16 protein-coding genes are annotated in these 15,309 nt (G+C 71.3%); 5 read left to right on the top strand and 11 right to left on the bottom strand.

The genetic code is table 11. The annotated features are described in order from the left end of the window. Positions 1-9: 9 nt before the first annotated feature. Genes M4D54_RS03110 through M4D54_RS03100 form a run of 3 tightly spaced genes read right to left on the bottom strand, consistent with a single transcriptional unit; the run spans position 10 to position 2,474 of the window. Positions 10-462, bottom strand: a complete 453-nt coding sequence (locus tag M4D54_RS03110) for a pyrimidine dimer DNA glycosylase/endonuclease V (RefSeq protein ID WP_259789297.1) — start codon at positions 460-462, stop codon at positions 10-12. A gap of 13 nt (positions 463-475) precedes the next feature. Continuing rightward, positions 476-1,306 (bottom strand): fructosamine kinase family protein, encoded by an 831-nt coding sequence (locus tag M4D54_RS03105; RefSeq protein ID WP_259890238.1) that lies wholly within the window; start codon positions 1,304-1,306, stop codon positions 476-478. Further along, on the bottom strand, positions 1,299-2,474 hold the full coding sequence (locus M4D54_RS03100) for a phosphotransferase family protein (protein ID WP_259890237.1): 1,176 nt from the start codon (positions 2,472-2,474) through the stop codon (positions 1,299-1,301). The genes M4D54_RS03105 and M4D54_RS03100 overlap by 8 nt, the downstream gene beginning before the upstream one ends. A gap of 105 nt (positions 2,475-2,579) precedes the next feature. On the opposite strand from M4D54_RS03100, the gene M4D54_RS03095 reads away from it, so the two are divergent. Beyond that, on the top strand, positions 2,580-3,488 hold the full coding sequence (locus tag M4D54_RS03095) for a sulfite exporter TauE/SafE family protein (protein WP_259789300.1): 909 nt from the start codon (positions 2,580-2,582) through the stop codon (positions 3,486-3,488). Here M4D54_RS03095 and M4D54_RS03090 read toward each other — a convergent pair. Both M4D54_RS03090 and M4D54_RS03085 read right to left on the bottom strand, forming a co-directional pair. Beyond that, the gene (locus M4D54_RS03090; protein ID WP_259890236.1) at positions 3,485-4,030 is read right to left on the bottom strand and encodes a DUF488 family protein; all 546 of its coding nucleotides are present in this window, start codon (positions 4,028-4,030) and stop codon (positions 3,485-3,487) included. The genes M4D54_RS03095 and M4D54_RS03090 overlap by 4 nt on opposite strands. A 513-nt stretch (positions 4,031-4,543) precedes the next feature. Then, positions 4,544-5,146, bottom strand: a complete 603-nt coding sequence (locus M4D54_RS03085) for a cysteine hydrolase family protein (RefSeq protein WP_259789303.1) — start codon at positions 5,144-5,146, stop codon at positions 4,544-4,546. 216 nt (positions 5,147-5,362) lie between these two features. On the opposite strand from M4D54_RS03085, the gene M4D54_RS03080 reads away from it, so the two are divergent. Then, positions 5,363-5,629: a hypothetical protein gene (locus tag M4D54_RS03080; protein ID WP_259890234.1), complete on the top strand. Its 267-nt coding sequence runs from the start codon at positions 5,363-5,365 to the stop codon at positions 5,627-5,629. Positions 5,630-6,199: 570 nt separating this feature from the next. Here M4D54_RS03080 and M4D54_RS03075 read toward each other — a convergent pair. The 3 genes from M4D54_RS03075 to M4D54_RS03065 all read right to left on the bottom strand — a co-directional run bounded on the left by M4D54_RS03075 (position 6,200) and on the right by M4D54_RS03065 (position 8,891). Continuing rightward, the gene (locus tag M4D54_RS03075; RefSeq protein WP_259890233.1) at positions 6,200-6,979 is read right to left on the bottom strand and encodes an SDR family oxidoreductase; all 780 of its coding nucleotides are present in this window, start codon (positions 6,977-6,979) and stop codon (positions 6,200-6,202) included. A 9-nt stretch (positions 6,980-6,988) separates the two neighbouring features. After that, positions 6,989-7,216: a hypothetical protein gene (locus M4D54_RS03070; RefSeq protein ID WP_204411306.1), complete on the bottom strand. Its 228-nt coding sequence runs from the start codon at positions 7,214-7,216 to the stop codon at positions 6,989-6,991. Between the two features lie 157 nt (positions 7,217-7,373). Beyond that, the gene (locus tag M4D54_RS03065; RefSeq protein WP_259890232.1) at positions 7,374-8,891 is read right to left on the bottom strand and encodes a cytosine permease; all 1,518 of its coding nucleotides are present in this window, start codon (positions 8,889-8,891) and stop codon (positions 7,374-7,376) included. 341 nt (positions 8,892-9,232) lie between these two features. Here M4D54_RS03065 and M4D54_RS03060 point away from each other — a divergent pair, with 341 nt between their 5' ends. Further along, positions 9,233-9,652, top strand: a complete 420-nt coding sequence (locus M4D54_RS03060) for a hypothetical protein (protein WP_259890231.1) — start codon at positions 9,233-9,235, stop codon at positions 9,650-9,652. Positions 9,653-9,680: 28 nt separating this feature from the next. On the opposite strand, the gene M4D54_RS03055 is transcribed toward M4D54_RS03060, so the two are convergent. The 3 genes from M4D54_RS03055 to M4D54_RS03045 all read right to left on the bottom strand — a co-directional run bounded on the left by M4D54_RS03055 (position 9,681) and on the right by M4D54_RS03045 (position 13,050). After that, on the bottom strand, positions 9,681-10,436 hold the full coding sequence (locus tag M4D54_RS03055) for a VIT family protein (protein ID WP_259890230.1): 756 nt from the start codon (positions 10,434-10,436) through the stop codon (positions 9,681-9,683). A 259-nt stretch (positions 10,437-10,695) separates the two neighbouring features. Next, on the bottom strand, positions 10,696-11,625 hold the full coding sequence (locus tag M4D54_RS03050; protein ID WP_259890229.1) for a hypothetical protein: 930 nt from the start codon (positions 11,623-11,625) through the stop codon (positions 10,696-10,698). 72 nt (positions 11,626-11,697) lie between these two features. Next, entirely contained in the window at positions 11,698-13,050 is a 1,353-nt protein-coding gene (locus M4D54_RS03045) for an MFS transporter (RefSeq protein WP_259890228.1), read from the bottom strand. Positions 13,051-13,301: 251 nt separating this feature from the next. Between M4D54_RS03045 and M4D54_RS03040 the strand changes: the two genes are divergently transcribed. Both M4D54_RS03040 and M4D54_RS03035 read left to right on the top strand, forming a co-directional pair. Further along, on the top strand, positions 13,302-14,072 hold the full coding sequence (locus M4D54_RS03040; RefSeq protein ID WP_259890227.1) for an IclR family transcriptional regulator: 771 nt from the start codon (positions 13,302-13,304) through the stop codon (positions 14,070-14,072). Positions 14,073-14,250: 178 nt separating this feature from the next. After that, a complete protein-coding gene (locus M4D54_RS03035; RefSeq protein ID WP_259890226.1) occupies positions 14,251-15,273 on the top strand; it encodes a siderophore ABC transporter substrate-binding protein in 1,023 nt (340 codons plus the stop codon). Positions 15,274-15,309: the final 36 nt, after the last annotated feature.

Raw genomic sequence — 15,309 nt, 5'->3', positions numbered from 1 at the left:
CCCTCCCGGTCAGCGAACCTCCCAGTCCTCCACGTCCCCCGGGCCCACTCGCATCAGCGGGTGGGCCCGCGGCGTGGTCCCCACGGTGGGAAGGTGCGGCAGGTGCTCGGGTGCGCGGGCGGTGACCTTGCGTCGCAGGTGCTCCAGTTCGTACTCCAGCTGCCCGCTGGTCACCGGGATGGCCTCGACGGGGTGGGAGCGGGTGCCGGCACCGGGTGGCCGCAGGATCCGGGTCGCATCGAAGCGGTAGCCGCGGTCGGTTGCCTCTTCCTGTAGGGCGCTGAGGTAGGCGCCGATCGCCACCATGGGGTCGGGGTGGGCGAGGAAGCGGTGTAGCTGCGGATGGTTCGTGTACCCGCGGGTACCGCCGGCCAGCACCTTCTGGGCCAGCAGCGCTTCACGCCAGCCCGCCACCAGGGCGGCCCGGTCCAGCAGGGACGGGTGCAGGCTCCACAAGCGCACGGTCCTCCTCCCCTCAGCCGGCCACGCGCCGCGCGCGGGCGCTGACCGCGTCGGCCGTCGAGATCGCCTGAGACGTGTAGCCGGAGCCGAACAGGTGCACGTGGGCCAGCAGTCCGAACAGCACGTGCGCCGGCAGGTCCTCGCGCCAGCCCTGCGGCAGGGGATGGGCCTGCTCGTACCCGGCGTAGATCTGCTCCAGGTGCGGGGCGCCGAACAGCGACAGCATCGCCAGGTCCTCCAGGCGGTGGCCGCCGTGCGCGGCCGGGTCGATCAGCACGGCACCCCCGCCCGTCCACATCACGTTGCCGGACCACAGGTCGCCGTGCACCCGGGCGGGCGGCTCCGGCTCCTGCCCGCAGATCCCGTCGAACGAGCCGTCCGCGATCGCGTCGATCGCGGCCTCGACCCGAGCGCTGCCGTCACTGCCCAGTGTGGCGGCGCAGGAGGCCAGCAGGGGCCGCAGACGGTCCTCCGCCCAGAAGCGGGCGAAGCTCTCGCGGGAGTCCCTGGACACCTCGAAGGGATCGGTGAGCGGCCCGAACCAGGCCGAATCCCCCGGCGCCCAGCCGAATCCCGGGGCACCGGCGTCGTGCAGCCGCGCGAGGCGGGCGCCGAGGTCGCGGGCGGCCTCGGCATCCGGCGAAGCGGACTCCAGGCGCACCAGGTGCAGGGCGTCCTCCCGCACCTCCAGCACCTCCACGACGGGGACGGCACCCGGTTCGGCCAACCACCGCAGACCATCGGCCTCGGCCGCGAAGAACCCCGAGGGGGCTCCGGAACGGGACTTCACGAAGGAGGCCCGCTCGGCGCGGGGTCCTGCGCCCGCCTGCTCCTGCTCAGCCATCGGCCCGGTCCTCGAGTTCCAGGTGAGCGGCGAGGGTGGAGCGCAGGCACGGCAGCACTCGCTGATGCGACACCCGGGTGGAGGCCGCGGAGGCCACGTGGACCAGCATCGCCGTGCGCTCGTACGCGGTCCAGGCGTGCATGCGGCGGCGCAGCGCCGCAACGTCGGCCACCGCCTCCGGGACCTCCCCCGTCTCAGCGCGGGCCTGCAGGTAGCACTCCACGAACCGCGTCACTCGCTGCTCGTCCATCGGCACGTACCAGGGCCCGCCGTGCACGCTGCCGCCGATGATCGCCAGGTCACGGGCGGGATCGTCGGCCTGCGCCCACTCGAAGTCGATGTAGCGCACCACCGGGTGCTCACGTCCGAGCTCCGGCCTGCTCCACAGCACATTGGTGGCGCACAGGTCACCGTGCGCGAGCACGAAACCTCCCGAGGACGACGTCGACATCGCCGCGATCTCGGGCTCGATCCCCGCCACCGCCTCCAGGGCGGCCTCCAGGAACGGCTCCAGGCCGTGCTCCGCGATCACCAACCCGTACCGGTCCCGCCACTGGGCGACCAGCTGCTCCACCTCGCCCAGCAGCGACGCCGGGCCGGGCGGGATCTGCGACCACGGGTCCACTCCCAGGGACACCGGGCCTCGCCCCGGTGCCGCCACCGTGTGCAGGCGGGCCAGGTGGCGGGCGTGCAGCTCCAGCTGCATCGGTGTCCAGGCCTCGGGCGCGGCGGTCGAGCCCGGCATGTCGGTGGCGACCACATAGGGGTGCCCGATCGGGCTGGTGGCGGCGTCGTCGTAGAAGGCGATGGGATCCGGGCCAACCTCCGGAGGGATCAGCGTGAGGGCCGCGATCTCATGGGAGAGGCTCTGGTGCAGCTCGCTCGGTGCCACGTGCGGGATCCGCACGATCACCGGCGCGTTCTGCTGCGGCACCAGGCGCCAGGCGGCGAAGCGCTCGCCCACCCCCACCAGGGACACCCGGGCCTGGCCCGACAGCGAGGCCGGCAGCACCGAGGTGTGCAGGCCGGGCAGGCGCACCGGGGAGTTCTCGTCGCGCAAGGGCAGCACCAGCGTCCCGTGGCGCCACGCCTGCAGCAGTCGCTCGCCCATGGCGGCGCTCACGGGATCGGGAGCGACGGACGGGTCCTGCGGGTGGGTGCTCTGCATCGGTGCCTCCTGCCGGTCGATTATCCCACTGTCCCGCGCGGATCTACGATGGATCCGGCGCCGATCGACGCTCGCACCCGTTCCTCACCGCGGAGGCTTTCCCCCATGGAGTTGGCACTGCTCGCGATCGCCGTGGGCGTGGGCGTGGGCCTGGTGGTGGGCGCGCTCGGTGCGGGCGGCGGGATCCTCGCGGTGCCGGTGCTGGTGTTCCTGCTGGCGCAGGATCCGCACTCCGCCACCGCCTCCAGTCTGATCATCGTGCTTGTCACGGCGCTGTTCAGCATCCCGCACCATGCCCGCAATGGGAACGTGAACTGGCGCGAGGGGCTCGTCTTCGCGGGTGTCTCGGTGGTCGGTGCCGTGGCAGGGTCGCGTCTGTCGGTGCTGGTGGACCCGCAGCTGCTGCTGGTGCTGTTCGGCTCGATGCTGGTGGCGGTCGCCGTGCTGATGGCCGTGCGCGGCGTCCGGGGCAGGCGGCAGGAGAATCTGGAACGGGCGGCGCACGGCACCTCCGAAGCGGACCAGCCGCTGCTCACCCACGACGACCCGGTGCTGGACGCCCCCGGGCCCGACACCGTGATCGCCGCCGATGGAACCCCCACCCACCACGGCAAGCCCGCCCACCACAGGGCAGGACCGGGCAGGTGGCGCCTGCCGGTCGTGGTCGTCACCGCCACCCTGACCGGCTTCCTCACCGGTTTCTTCGGTGTGGGCGGCGGGTTCATCGTGGTGCCGATGCTGGTGATCGCCCTGGGCCTGGCCATGCGCCGCGCCTCCGGCACCAGCCTGCTGGTGATGATCGTGGCCACCGTGGTCAGCCTGCTGGCGCGCATCGGCACCCACGTCTCCATCGACTGGACGGTCACGCTGCTGTTCGCGGCGGGCTCCGCGGTGGGCGGAATGCTGGGCGGCCCGCTCTCGGCCAAGGCCCGCCCCTCCACCCTCACCCTGATCTTCGCGACCCTCCTGGGCGGGGTGGCGGCGGTGACCCTGGGCGCCACGCTGCTGGGCTAGGCGTCCGCACCGTCCCAGAGGATGCGTCCGCTCCCATCGAGACGGGCGCCCTCGCTGGGCTCGTGCGCGCTGAGCCGGCCGGTGTGCATCAGGTGCTCCACCGGGATGCTGCGCTCCAGTGCGATCACGTCGGCGATGATGCGGCGGTGGCAGCGCCACCACACCGACTCCGAGCACATCACCGCGGTGCGCGCCACTTCGATGTCGACGGTGAGATCGCTGATCGCGGCCCGGAAGTCGTCCTCGCGGGTCCAGGCGGCGTAGGCGCGGAACGCGGCCACGCGCCACCAGGTGTCCGGGGAGGCGGCATCCTGCTCCGTGGTGAGTCGGCGCCTGCCTCCCAGGCGCTCCTCCCACCGGTACTCGATGCCGGCGGCCTCGCAGATCTCCTCGACCTGGCCGCGGGCTGCGGCGTCGTTCGCCCGGCTGCCGGGGAAGCGGCGCACGTCCACCAGGCGCTCGATTCCTGCGCTGCTCAGCAGCGCGGTGAGCTCGTCGCGGTCCAGACGGCCGTGGCCGACGGTGATCAGGGGAGGGGCCATCGACCCAGCATGGCACGCCGGGTACCGGTGCGGACCGAGGGCGGTGGGACGGAAGGGCCGTACGTACCCTGGCCGGGTGGAACCACCGCTGATCCGTGACTGGCCGGGGCCGCTCGACGTGGGGGGTCTCGCGGCACCCCAGGGCGACGTCGAGGTGGGCACCATGTTCCGCAGCCCCGGCCTGCGGCTGGACGGCACGATCTTCGCCTTCCTGGGGTTCGACGGCGAACTGATCGTGAAGCTCCCCAACGCCCGGGGGCAGGAACTGATCGCGGCCGGCGAAGCCGCCCCGGTCACCATGGGAACTCGCACCATGAAGGAGTGGTTCGAACTGCCCTCCGCCGACACGCCTGACCAGGCCTACCAGGCGTGGCTGCCGCTGGTGCGCGAAGCGCTCGCATTCGTGCGCGGGAGCGGGGGGGGCCGGTCAGCGCACCGTGACGGTCATGTCCGCCCTCGCCCCGCATTCCGGGTGAGCCTCCCGCCATCGGCCTCGACACGGGAGACCAAGACTCAGGCCCCAGGCCGAGGTGGCACCGACTCCAGCACCTCCCGCGTGGAGCGCAGCTGCACCTGGGGCGGGAACAGCCCCATCACCTGCAGTGCCGCCTGCCCGTTCTCGGCCGTGGAGTGGGCGACGGCGTCGGTCACCACGGTCACGTGCGCGCCGGCGTCCGCCGCGGCGAGCACGGTGGTGATCACGCAGCAGTCGGTCGAGACCCCCGTGACCAGCAGCTGCGGGGCGCGGCCTACGAGCGACGCGAGCTTCGGCCCCCATTTGCCGAAGGTGGGCTCGTCCACGGTGGGGTGCGCGGAGAGCGCCTGGGCATCCTCCACCAGCTCGTACAGCGGGTCCTCGGCGGGAACGTCGGCGAAAGGCCAGGCCGCGAAGTAGGCGCCCCAGGCGGTGTCGCGATCGGCGGTGGGCAGCCAGCGGGTCACCAGGGTGCGCTCGGAACCGACGTGGGCGGCCAGGGCGCGGATGTTCCCCATCGCCGAGGGGAAGAACGGGGAGGCCCACTCCGAGGCCGGGTCGGCGAAGATCCGCTGCGGGTCCACGACCAGCAACCAGGGGGCAGTCTCAGGAGTGGGGGTACCAGGCGCGACGGTGTTCATACGAGGCACTGTAGGCGCAATGAGGATCGATCACGGCGACATGAGTCGGTCTCGCCGGCCCGGCGGAGGGGTGGCGCCGTCAGGAAGCTCCACGCAATATCCCAAGTCGCGGAGGGTCTCGGCAGCTTCTTCAGGAGCATCGCGGACCGCCGCGCGCGTCTGCACCAGACGCCACCGCTTCCTTCCCTCAGCGAGTTTCGTACGCGCAAGGCCATCATGATCGACTCCGAACTCGTCGATCAGCATCTCAAGGACATCCTCCAATGCAGGTCGGAAACGGTGACCCCCGAGTGGGAAGTGAATCTCCTGGAGGGATGGGACCTGATCACCGGCGGCCCTGCGCCCGCTCCGGGCCGTGCTCACCCCGGCTTTGGTCATCGTGTAGGTGAAGGCATCCCGATGCGCATGGACATGGAGGTGTGCGGCCGGGACGGTCCGCGCTCCACGCTCGTATTCGTATCTGAAAATTGGTTGCCGGTCTGATGTGCCGGCAAACGCACTGATGCTCGAGCTGTCCACGGTGAGGAACCTGCCCGCGTCGCTCCAGCGGCACTGGTATCGGACCTTGAGAGTGATAAGCAGGCTCTCGCTGACCATCAACGGAATGCCGATGTTCGGCGACTGCTGGACAACCACACGATTGCCGACCGAGGTAGCAGAGAATGGCCTGCACTGAGGGGACACTGCGCGCACAGTCGCAGTCAACTCGTCAGCGAACTCCTGCGCGTCGAACTGAAGTCGTGAGGTTTCATCCCTCATCGAGCAGGTACTCGAGAGTGCGGATCTCGTCGTAGAGCGCTGCGTCGGCTGCATCCAGCTCGTATCGGTAGCCGCGCGCCTTGAATGAATCCACGTCATCGATCATCATCGTCAAACTCGCAAGGCGTCGACGTGCTTCTGCCTGGTCGAGAATCTGTACCGTTGATGAAGTCATGGCAAGTCCTCCCTCGTCATTGATCGTACGCGTCCATCGGACTCCGACACTAGGAGGGCCGTCTGACAGATGAGTCCCCTCTCTGGGTGAGTCGCCTCGCTGGGCGCTCCACACGACTCTCACACCGCCGGCGTATGGAACCCGCCGTTGGAGAACAGCAGCTGGCCGCGGATCCAGCCGCCCTGCTCGGACAGCAGGAAGCGCACCAGATCAGCGACGGTCTCCGGCCCGCCCAGTTGCCCGCCCGGAGTGGCCGCGGCACCGGCGGCGCGGATCTCCTCGGTCATCCAGCCGGTGTCGATCGGTCCGGGGTTGATCACGTTGGTGCGGATGCCGCGATCTGCCAGCTCCGCGGTGCCGGCCAGCACCAGGCGGTCCAGCGCCCCCTTGGTGGCGCCGTAGGGGAGGTTGTGCACCGTGTAGTCGCTGGTCAGGGCGATCGCCGCCCCGCCGGGGGTGTCGGTGCCGGGCTCCACCTGCTCGGCGAAGGCCTTCAGCAGCAACCAGGTGGCGCGCACGTTGACCGCGTAGTGCCGGTCGAAGCTCTCCACCGTGGTGTCCAGGATCGAGGAGTCCACCGACTCGCAGTGGCACATCACCAGCGCACCGAGAGGGCCGATCGCCTCCCGGGCCGCCTCCACCAGAGCGGCGGGCACCTCCGGGTCGGAGAGGTCCCCGGGCAACAGCTCCACCCGGGCCCCGGCCTCCCGCAGCTCCTGGGCGAGCAGCTCCACGTCGGAGTGTTCGCGGTTGACCCGCTGGTCGTACTGCGCGGACCAGGACAGGGCCAGATCGAAGCCGTCGGCCGCAAGCCCGCGCGCGATCGCGGATCCGATGTTCCGCCGACGGCCGGCGCCAGTGATCAGAGCGGTGCCGGGGAGTGGAGACCTGGAGTGCATGGGCCGACGCTATCCGGGATGCTGGTGCAGCTGGATCGTCGACGGCTGGAACATCTCCACCTTCCCGCAGCCGGAGCAGGAAAGCATGGTGACCTGGGGACTGAACGCGTCGAGGTCGAAGAACGTCGCCGTGCCGCTGCTCATCACCACGTTCCGCGGCCAAAACCAGACACCGCGGCAGTGTGTGCAGGTCACCTGACGCTCGGCCGCGGTCACCGTGACGGGCTTGTGGGCCATCGTCTCCTCTTTCCCGGCGCCGTTGCCCGGCCCCGCGCTCCACTGGAATCGTCCCTTGACCCTATGGCCGGGCCCGCCACCCCCGCTGGAGGGATGTGGATGGACGCCGACGAGGACCGCGAACAACGACCACGCGGATCTCGCCGGGCCCGGCGCCTCAGTCCGCGCTCAGCACGGCCTCGCCCCGCGCCACCGCGCCCTGCTCCTGACGGCGGATCTTCCCGCGGCGCGCCACCAGGGTGACCAGGAAGCTCAGCACCAGGGCCAGCAGCACGCCCAGATTGGCGTAGGCCCACTTGCCGTCCCAGAAGGAGCCGGCAGGGTCCTCCACGAAGGTGCCCAGGCCCAGCGGCTCCAGCAGGTAGCCCTGCCAGTTGTTCCACGGGGCGTCCTCGGCGAAGGAGTTCACCACCAGGCCCCAGCCCAGGATCGAGGTGACCGCCATGGTGATCAGGGAGGTCCAGTCGAAGGCGCCGTAGCGGCCGTTCGCATCGAACAGGGCGGCCTCGTCGTAGTCGGCGCGGCGGGTGAGCACATCGGCGATGAGGATGCCGGCCCAGGATGCGATCGGGACACCGAGGGTGATCAGGAAGCTCTGGAAGGGCCCGATGAAGCTGGAGGCGAAGAACGCCACCCAGATGGTGCCGATCGTGAGGATCACGCCATCGATCGCGGCGGCCGCGGGGCGGGGGATGTCGATCCCGAGGCTCAGCAGGGTCAGGCCCGAGGAGTAGATGCCCAGCACCGCGCCGGAGACCAGGGTCAGCACCGCCACGATCCAGAAGGGGATCAGCGCCCAGATCGGCAGGATCGAGATCAGCGCACCGATCGGGTCATCGGCAATCGCCTCGCTGAGGGCCGGATCGGACCCGGCCAGCAGCAGGCCGAAGATCACCAGTACCATCGGGGCCGCAGCACCGCCGATGGTGTTCCAGGCGACGATCTTCCCGTCGGAGGTGGAGCGCTTCTGGTAGCGCGACCAGTCGGCCGCGATGTTGATCCAGCCCAGCCCGAAACCGGTCATCACCATCACCAGTGCGCCGATCATCGCCTGCGGCGGACCCGACGGGGCGGCCACCACCGCAGCCATGTCGATGTGGGGGATGGTGAGGATCATGAACAGGATGGTCATGGCGCCGGTTGCCCAGGTCAGCACCGATTGCAGCTTCATGATGGTGTGGTAGCCCAGCACCGAGGCGGTCACGATCAGCAGGGCGATGAGGATCGCGGCGATCACCGTGACCACCCCGCCGGAGGCCAGACCCAGGGTGCGCAGCACGGTCGCGGTGGCGAGCACCGCCGTGATCGCGAGGCTGGTCTCCCAGCCGATCGAGGTGAGCCAGGAGACGATGCCTGGCACCTTCTGGCCGTGCACGCCGAACGCCGCGCGGGAGAGCACCATCGTGGGCGCGCTGCCGCGCTTGCCGGCGATCGCCACCAGCCCGCACAGGGCGAAGCTGATGGGGATGCCGATCAGCGCCACGATCGTGGCCTGCCAGAAGGAGATGCCGAAGCCCAGCAGGTAGGAGCCGTAGCTCATGCCGAACACGGACACGTTGGCGGCGAACCACGGCCAGAACAGGTCCCGCGGCTTCGCGGTGCGCTCGGATTCGCCGATGATCTCGATGCCTGCGGTCTCGATCAGCCCGCCGCCGGCGGTGGCGGTGGTGGCCACGGGGGCGCCGGGCGGGATTGCGCCGCTCCGCGGCCCGTCGGGGCCGGTGCCGGGATAGCGGGGTGCTTCACCGAGGCGGTCTGAGGAGGGGGGAGTGGACGACACAGTCGCCTCCGAGGGTGAGGAGAGGAAGTGGATGCGTGGGCATATCCTCGCAGACCGGCGACCCGGCCGACGGGGGCACGCCACGAGCTGCGTCGTGGGAGCCACCCTCGCCCAGCGCGCACCGTCCCTGCACCCCGGAAGGAACTGCGTGCCCCGCACCCCTCGGCCCGGACCCCGCCTCACCACCGCCGAGGGTGCCCGCGGGGTGAACGTGGGCGGGGCGTTACCGTGGGTGCATGGCGTGGACCCGGGCGCAGCAGACGTTCCTCGCTGCCGACATGCGCAACCCTCAGCGCGGAGGCGGCCTCACGATCACGCTGCCCGAGCAGGTCCTGGAACCGGACGAAACGGTCTACGAGATCCTGATGTGCAGGATGGTGGGCGACTCCTGGCCGTTCTTGGTGATCACGGACCGGCGCGTGGTGCACGCCTGGTACGGGATGTTCCGCGGCTGGAGGGTACGGGATCAGGTGGTCGCCGCCGATGTCGCGGGCGCCTCCTTCGAGAAGAAGTGGATCACCGGCCGCGTGCACGTGCATCGGCGCAACGGGAAGCCCATGACCGTGAAGGTGGGCCTCGGCAACAGCGACTGGTGCGGGCACATCGTGGGCCTGCTCGACCACCTTGCCGCCAACGGAGCGCCGCCCCGCATCTGAGACGGGACGGCGCGGCCGGTGCGCCAGCTCAGATGTCGAGCCCGGCCGACCCCAGCAGGGAGCCGATCACGAAGGTGATCCCCAGAGCCAGCGCGCCGCCGATCACCACGCGCAGGGAGGCGCGCACCGGGTTCGCATCGCCCACCTTCGCGGCGATCCAGCCCGTCAGCGCCAGCGCTATCAGCGTCGCGATGAACGTCACCGGGATCCGCAGATCCGGTGGGGGCAGCAGGATCGCCGCCATCGGCAGGAGCGCGCCCAGGAAGAACGCCAGGAAGGAGGCGATCGCTGCGTGCCACGGGCTCACGATGTCGTCCGGATCGATGTCACCGGCGATGGTGAGGCGCGCGGCCAGCGGATCGCGCCGGTGCAGCTCCGAGGCCACCTGCTCGGCGGTCTCCTGCGTGAGGCCCAGCTCTTGCCAGTGCTCGGCGAGCTCCTCGCGCGCCGCCTCCGGGTCAGTGGCCAGCTCTCTCTCGGCCGTGGCGATCCTGCCCCTCTCGGAGTCGGACTGACTGGAGACCGAGACGTACTCACCCAGCGCCATCGAGATGGCTCCGCCCACTACAGCGGCGGTGCCTGCCGCGAGGATCGGACCGGTCGCCGTGGTCACGCCCGCGACGCCGACGACGGTCGCCGCCACCGAGACGATGCCGTCGTTCGCGCCGAGAACCGCAGCCCGCAGCTGGTTCAGGCGCTGCTGGTACCCGGTCGTGCGCCGGGGCGCCCCCGACGAGTCGGCCGTGGCGAGGACGGGGGCGGGAGGGGTGTGCTCGGTGTTCATGGAACTGATGAAACTCCTGTTCAGAGCGCTGCGCAAGCAAGCTTCGCCTTACCTCACCAGCTGTGTGCGGGACACTCGGCGGTGCTCGGATCGGCGCGAGCTGTACCTGCGGGCCGCCCACGCCAACGGCGGCACCCCCGACGCCGGTCGGCGCCTGCTGGCCTGGGCTCACCAGGTGGGCTTCGCCGAGGTCACCCCGTCGGCCTCGACGCAGCTGTACGCCACCCCCGAGGGCCGGGGCTCGCCCCCGACGACGCACTCACCCCACGCTGATGCTGTCCACCATCGCGTCCACGTCGGCCGCGCGGTCGGGGACGTCCGCCGGGGCGGACACCTTGAACACGGCCGGACCGCTGGGGGTCTCCACCACGATCGCCACGATCTCCACCGAGCCGTACTCGGTGATGGTGCCCGGCTCCTTCAGCTCCACCACGCCGCGCACCATCCACGCCTCGTGGCCATCCACCTCGGTGGCCTCGGAGACGTACTCGGTCATCAGCGGCTCCTCCCCGTACACCGCGATGCCCTCCGGCCGGGTCAGATGGCACTGCACGTACGCCATCGCCGCGCGCTCCGGGCCGGGATAGCCGCCCTGCTCCTGGGGCCACTCCACCTGGCCCACCTGGGCGAGGGCGTAGTAGCCCTCGTCCACCTGCCTGTCCGCCGAGGCCACGTCCGTGGCGTACGGCAGCGACTCGCTCCAGTCCACGCCGGTCTCCCCCCACCCCGCGGCGACCGTGAAGGACAGATCACCGCTGGTGCGCCGGCTGCCGGACTGGGGCTCGGACTCCTCCTGGGGGTGGAACTCGCACTCCTCGGTGGGGGCCGTGATCGTGGTGACCTCCTCGGAGTCGGGCTCGGACTCCTCCCCCTCGGGCACGTACTCGCCGCCGGCCGGCTCGCGCCGCTCCGGCTCGGAGACCGCGGGCCGGGCCGCCTCCGGCGGCTCGTCGGAGGGACGGAAGAGGGTCGTCGCCAGCACGATCAGGGCGATCACCAGCAGCACCGCGACCGCCCCCGCCGCCATGCCGGCCCGGGCCAGGGGCAGGCGCGGCCGGCCGGCCGAGCGGTGGTTCCCATCGAGGTCGTCGACCTCGCCGTGCCGCCCGCTGCCACGGCCGCGCGGCCGCTCCCCGCCGTGGAAATCCGGCAGGTGAGGTCCCTGCTGGTTCCCCGACGGGTGTGTCATCGCGTCCTCCCCTGACCCAGCTCTGGTGCTCCGATCTGCCCGGATGGCATCACACTATCGGCAGCTCGGTGCTCAGCGCCGACGCAGCACCACGAACCCGCCCACCAGGGCGATCACCAAACTGACGGCGGCGGCCAGGCCGTAGGCGCCCTGCGCTCCGATCGCCGCGGCGAGCACGCCGCCCAGGGAGGCGCCGGCCGCCTGGCCCACCGTCACCGAGGACTGCATCGAGGTCATCGCCACTCCCGTCCCGCCCGGCGGGGTGCGCCGCTCGGTCAGGGAGAACGCCGTGACCATCGTCGGCCCGATGAACAGGCCCGCCAGCATCAGCGTGGCCCCGGTGGTGGTGAGCGTGCCCATCAGCGCCGTCAGTGCGACGAACGCGGCCATGCCCGCGCCGCCGATCAGAACCCGGGCGGCCAGGGTCACCGAGTCCGGCAACAGCACCACCAGCAAGGCTGTGAGCGCAGAGGTCAGGCCCATGAAGGCGTAGACGATGCCCGCAGAGCCGGCCGCACCCAGCATGTCGGCCCGCTCCGTGGTGCCGGCCTGCACGGACCCGAAGAAGGCGCCGATGCACACCATCACCACGATCGCCGGCAGCACCGCCAGCAGCACCCGATGGATCGACGGGGCCGGGGCCGCATCCGCCACCGAGGCGGGGGCGGGGTGCTCGGCGAACGGAGCCTCGGGCGGCACCGACCCGACGGCGGGGATCTCCCCGGTCACGGTGCGCGCGGGGACGCGGCGCGCGGCCGCGCGATCGGTGGGATCGGGCGCGCCATCGGCACTGCGGTCTGTGAGGCCGGCCCCGTCGCGCTCACGGCGCGGGGTGGTCACGGCGAAGGGGATGCCGGCCATCGCCACCAGGGCCGCGGCGATCGCCAGGGGCGCCGCGGAGAACGCGGTGGAGGCGGCGATGCCCACCAGGGCCGGGCCCAGCACGAAGCTCAGCTCGTCCACCGTGGACTCGTAGGACAGGGCCGTGCCCAGGTCCTTCGGGTCGCGGGCCAGCTCCACCCAGCGGGCACGGGTGAAGGATCCGACGGGGACGGCGGAGCCACCGGTGAGCAGGCAGATCGCCCACAGCAGCGGACCGTCCCAGGAGGAGAGCGCCGCCACCAGCAGCAGGCTCAGGGCGAGCGCGTTGATCGGGGTGAGGATCGTCAGCACCAGGCGCTGACCGGAGCGATCGGCGGCGCGGCCGATCAGGGGGCCGGCCACCGCGCTGGCAGCGGCGACCAGGCCCGAGGCCAGCCCGCCGGTGGCGATCGAGCCGGTGGAGACGGTGATCGCCGTCATCGTGCCCAGCGGGATCATCGCGTACGGGGCGCGGGCGGCCATCGCCAGCGCCATCCAGGGGCCGGAGGCGATCGAGGGCAGGGAGCGGTAGCGCGCGAGAGCGCCGGGTGCGGAGGAGACCATGGGAGTCAGGTCTTTCGGGACGTTCCTCCCGCCAGGGACCGGGCCGGGCCGACGGCCGCTGGGAGCGGGGCAGGGCCGGGTGCGGTGCAAGCGGGTGCCCGCGTCCGCATCCGCGGCGGCGAGCCGGACCACTGTACCGAGCAGGGTCGGCGGCGCCCAAGGGGATCGGGTCAGGAGGAAGGCAGCATCACGCCGCGGGTCCGGGCAGGGGAGCTGCCGCGGCGCAGGTGATGTCGGGGCAGGATGGGGCCATGACCAAGGTGCCGGCGGCCGATGCGACCCTGCGGGTGCTGAGCCTGCTGTCCCGCCAGCGCAGCCCGCTGCCGGCCGCCCGGATCGCCTCCGAGCTGGACCTGCCCCGATCGACCACCTACGACCTGCTGACTGTGCTGGTGGAGCACGGGTACGTGCTGCACCTGCCGCAGGAGCGCAGGTACGCGATCGGGCCGGCGGCCTACGAGGTCGCCGCCGGGTACGCCCGCCATGCACCCCTGGCCCGGGTGGGGCGAGGCGTGGTCGAGCGCCTGGTGGACGCCACCGGGGAATCCGGGCACCTCGCGAGCCTCTCCGGAAGTGACGTTCTCTACATCGTCGAGGAGCGCGCCCGGGGACGGACGTCCCTGGTCAGTGACATCGGTGTGCGACTTCCCGCTCACCTCACCGCCACCGGGCGGGCCATGCTGGCCCAGCTCACCCCTGCCCAGCTGCGCACCCTGTACCCGGGACGTCAGGAGCTGCTGCGCCGCACCGACGCCCCCTCCCCGACCACTCCGCGGCAGCTGAGGGAGCTGCTGCAGCAGGTGCGCACCGACGGGGTGGCCTGGGAGTCGGGCGAGGTCACCGACGGATTCCGCTCCGTCGCCGCAGCCGTGCTGGACCAGGCCGGGTGGCCGCTCGCGGCCGTGGCCCTGACCTGGGAGAGCAGTCGGTCGGAGGAGGATCGGGGCTCCCTGCTGGCGGAGCGGGTGCGGGAAGCGGCCGACGAGATCGCGCGCGTGGTCTCAGGCAGGCGACCGGGCTGACCGTTTTTCGCAAGCCTGGATCGGTCCTCTCACCAGCGTGGATCGCGTGCGCACGCCAGCGCTCGCCAATTTCGCAACATGGCAGTGGCGTAATGGGGACAGGTGAGGCTAGCCTAAGTGCGCATCCCGGCCCGTCCGGGGCCCGTGATCTCCCTGCTTTCCATCTCAAGGAACACCGATGACCTCGATCTCCCGCCGTCGCCTCGGCGCCCTGTCCGTGGCCACCACCGTGGGCCTCGCCCTGACCGCCTGCGGCGGAACCACCGAATCCGGCCAGGGGGCCGCGGCCGGGGGTTCCGGCTCCGACGCTGGCGGCGCGGGCGAGGGCACCGTCGAGGTGGAGGACAACAACGGCACCCACACCGTCGAGGTGCCGCCGAAGTCGGTGGTCGCCACCGACAACCGCACCTTCGAGACCCTCGAGACCTGGGGCGTCACCCTCACCGCAGCGGCCCGCGCGCTGATGCCCGCGAGCAACAGCTACAAGGACGACGAGTCCATCGTCGACCTGGGCAACCACCGCGAGCCCAAGCTCGAGGCCGTCGTCGCCGCCGAGCCCACCCTGATCATCAACGGCCAGCGCTTCGCCGAGTTCCACGCCGACTTCGAGCGCCTGGCGCCCGACGCCGTGATCCTCGAGCTGGATCCGCGCGAGGACAAGCCCTTCGCCGAGGAGCTCAAGCGCCAGACCACCGTTCTGGGCACCATCTTCGGCAAGGAGAGCGAGGCCAAGCAGCTCGGTGCGGATCTCGACGCCGCCATGGAGCGCGTCACCGGCGCCTACAACGGTTCCGACACCGTCATGGCCGTGAACGTCTCCGGCGGTGAGATCGGTTACATCGCCCCCGGCAAGGGCCGCACCCTGGGCTGGGTCTTCGACGCCCTGGATCTGGTGCCCGCCCTCGAGGTCGAGGCCGCCAGCGACGACCACCAGGGAGATGACATCTCCGTGGAGGCCATCGCCGATGCGAACCCCACCTGGATCCTGGTGATGGACCGCGACGCCGCCGTGAACGCCGACGACCCCGCCTACGAGCCGGCCGCCGAGGTGCTCGAGGCCTCCGAGGCGCTCGCCGGCGTCACCGCCGTGACCGAGGGCAACATCGTGTACATGCCGACGGATACCTACACCAACGAGGGCATCCAGACCTACACCGAGTTCTTCGGCACCTTCGCCGATGCGCTCGAGAAGAAGGCCTGATCAGCCTGAGAACCACCCGCATCGACCATCACGGCG

The organism is Brachybacterium sp. p3-SID1565 (assembly GCF_025143785.1).
In the GTDB taxonomy this organism is placed as follows: Bacteria; Actinomycetota; Actinomycetes; order Actinomycetales; family Dermabacteraceae; genus Brachybacterium; species Brachybacterium epidermidis.
Note: the sequence above shows the minus strand (reverse complement) of the source record. Positions and strands in the feature narration are given on the sequence as shown.

What these genes read in the sequence shown, in the direction of transcription:
- M4D54_RS03035 (WP_259890226.1), top strand. Translation starts at nt 14,251, where the DNA reads ATGACCTCGATCTCCCGCCGTCGCCTCGGCGCCCTGTCCGTGGCCACC.
- M4D54_RS03050 (WP_259890229.1), bottom strand. Translation starts at nt 11,625, where the DNA reads ATGACACACCCGTCGGGGAACCAGCAGGGACCTCACCTGCCGGATTTC.
- M4D54_RS03100 (WP_259890237.1), bottom strand. Translation starts at nt 2,474, where the DNA reads ATGCAGAGCACCCACCCGCAGGACCCGTCCGTCGCTCCCGATCCCGTG.
- M4D54_RS03080 (WP_259890234.1), top strand. Translation starts at nt 5,363, where the DNA reads ATGATCGACTCCGAACTCGTCGATCAGCATCTCAAGGACATCCTCCAA.
- M4D54_RS03060 (WP_259890231.1), top strand. Translation starts at nt 9,233, where the DNA reads ATGGCGTGGACCCGGGCGCAGCAGACGTTCCTCGCTGCCGACATGCGC.
- M4D54_RS03090 (WP_259890236.1), bottom strand. Translation starts at nt 4,030, where the DNA reads ATGGCCCCTCCCCTGATCACCGTCGGCCACGGCCGTCTGGACCGCGAC.
- M4D54_RS03105 (WP_259890238.1), bottom strand. Translation starts at nt 1,306, where the DNA reads ATGGCTGAGCAGGAGCAGGCGGGCGCAGGACCCCGCGCCGAGCGGGCC.
- M4D54_RS03040 (WP_259890227.1), top strand. Translation starts at nt 13,302, where the DNA reads ATGACCAAGGTGCCGGCGGCCGATGCGACCCTGCGGGTGCTGAGCCTG.
- M4D54_RS03095 (WP_259789300.1), top strand. Translation starts at nt 2,580, where the DNA reads ATGGAGTTGGCACTGCTCGCGATCGCCGTGGGCGTGGGCGTGGGCCTG.
- M4D54_RS03085 (WP_259789303.1), bottom strand. Translation starts at nt 5,146, where the DNA reads ATGAACACCGTCGCGCCTGGTACCCCCACTCCTGAGACTGCCCCCTGG.
- M4D54_RS03045 (WP_259890228.1), bottom strand. Translation starts at nt 13,050, where the DNA reads ATGGTCTCCTCCGCACCCGGCGCTCTCGCGCGCTACCGCTCCCTGCCC.
- M4D54_RS03075 (WP_259890233.1), bottom strand. Translation starts at nt 6,979, where the DNA reads ATGCACTCCAGGTCTCCACTCCCCGGCACCGCTCTGATCACTGGCGCC.
- M4D54_RS03055 (WP_259890230.1), bottom strand. Translation starts at nt 10,436, where the DNA reads ATGAACACCGAGCACACCCCTCCCGCCCCCGTCCTCGCCACGGCCGAC.
- M4D54_RS03070 (WP_204411306.1), bottom strand. Translation starts at nt 7,216, where the DNA reads ATGGCCCACAAGCCCGTCACGGTGACCGCGGCCGAGCGTCAGGTGACC.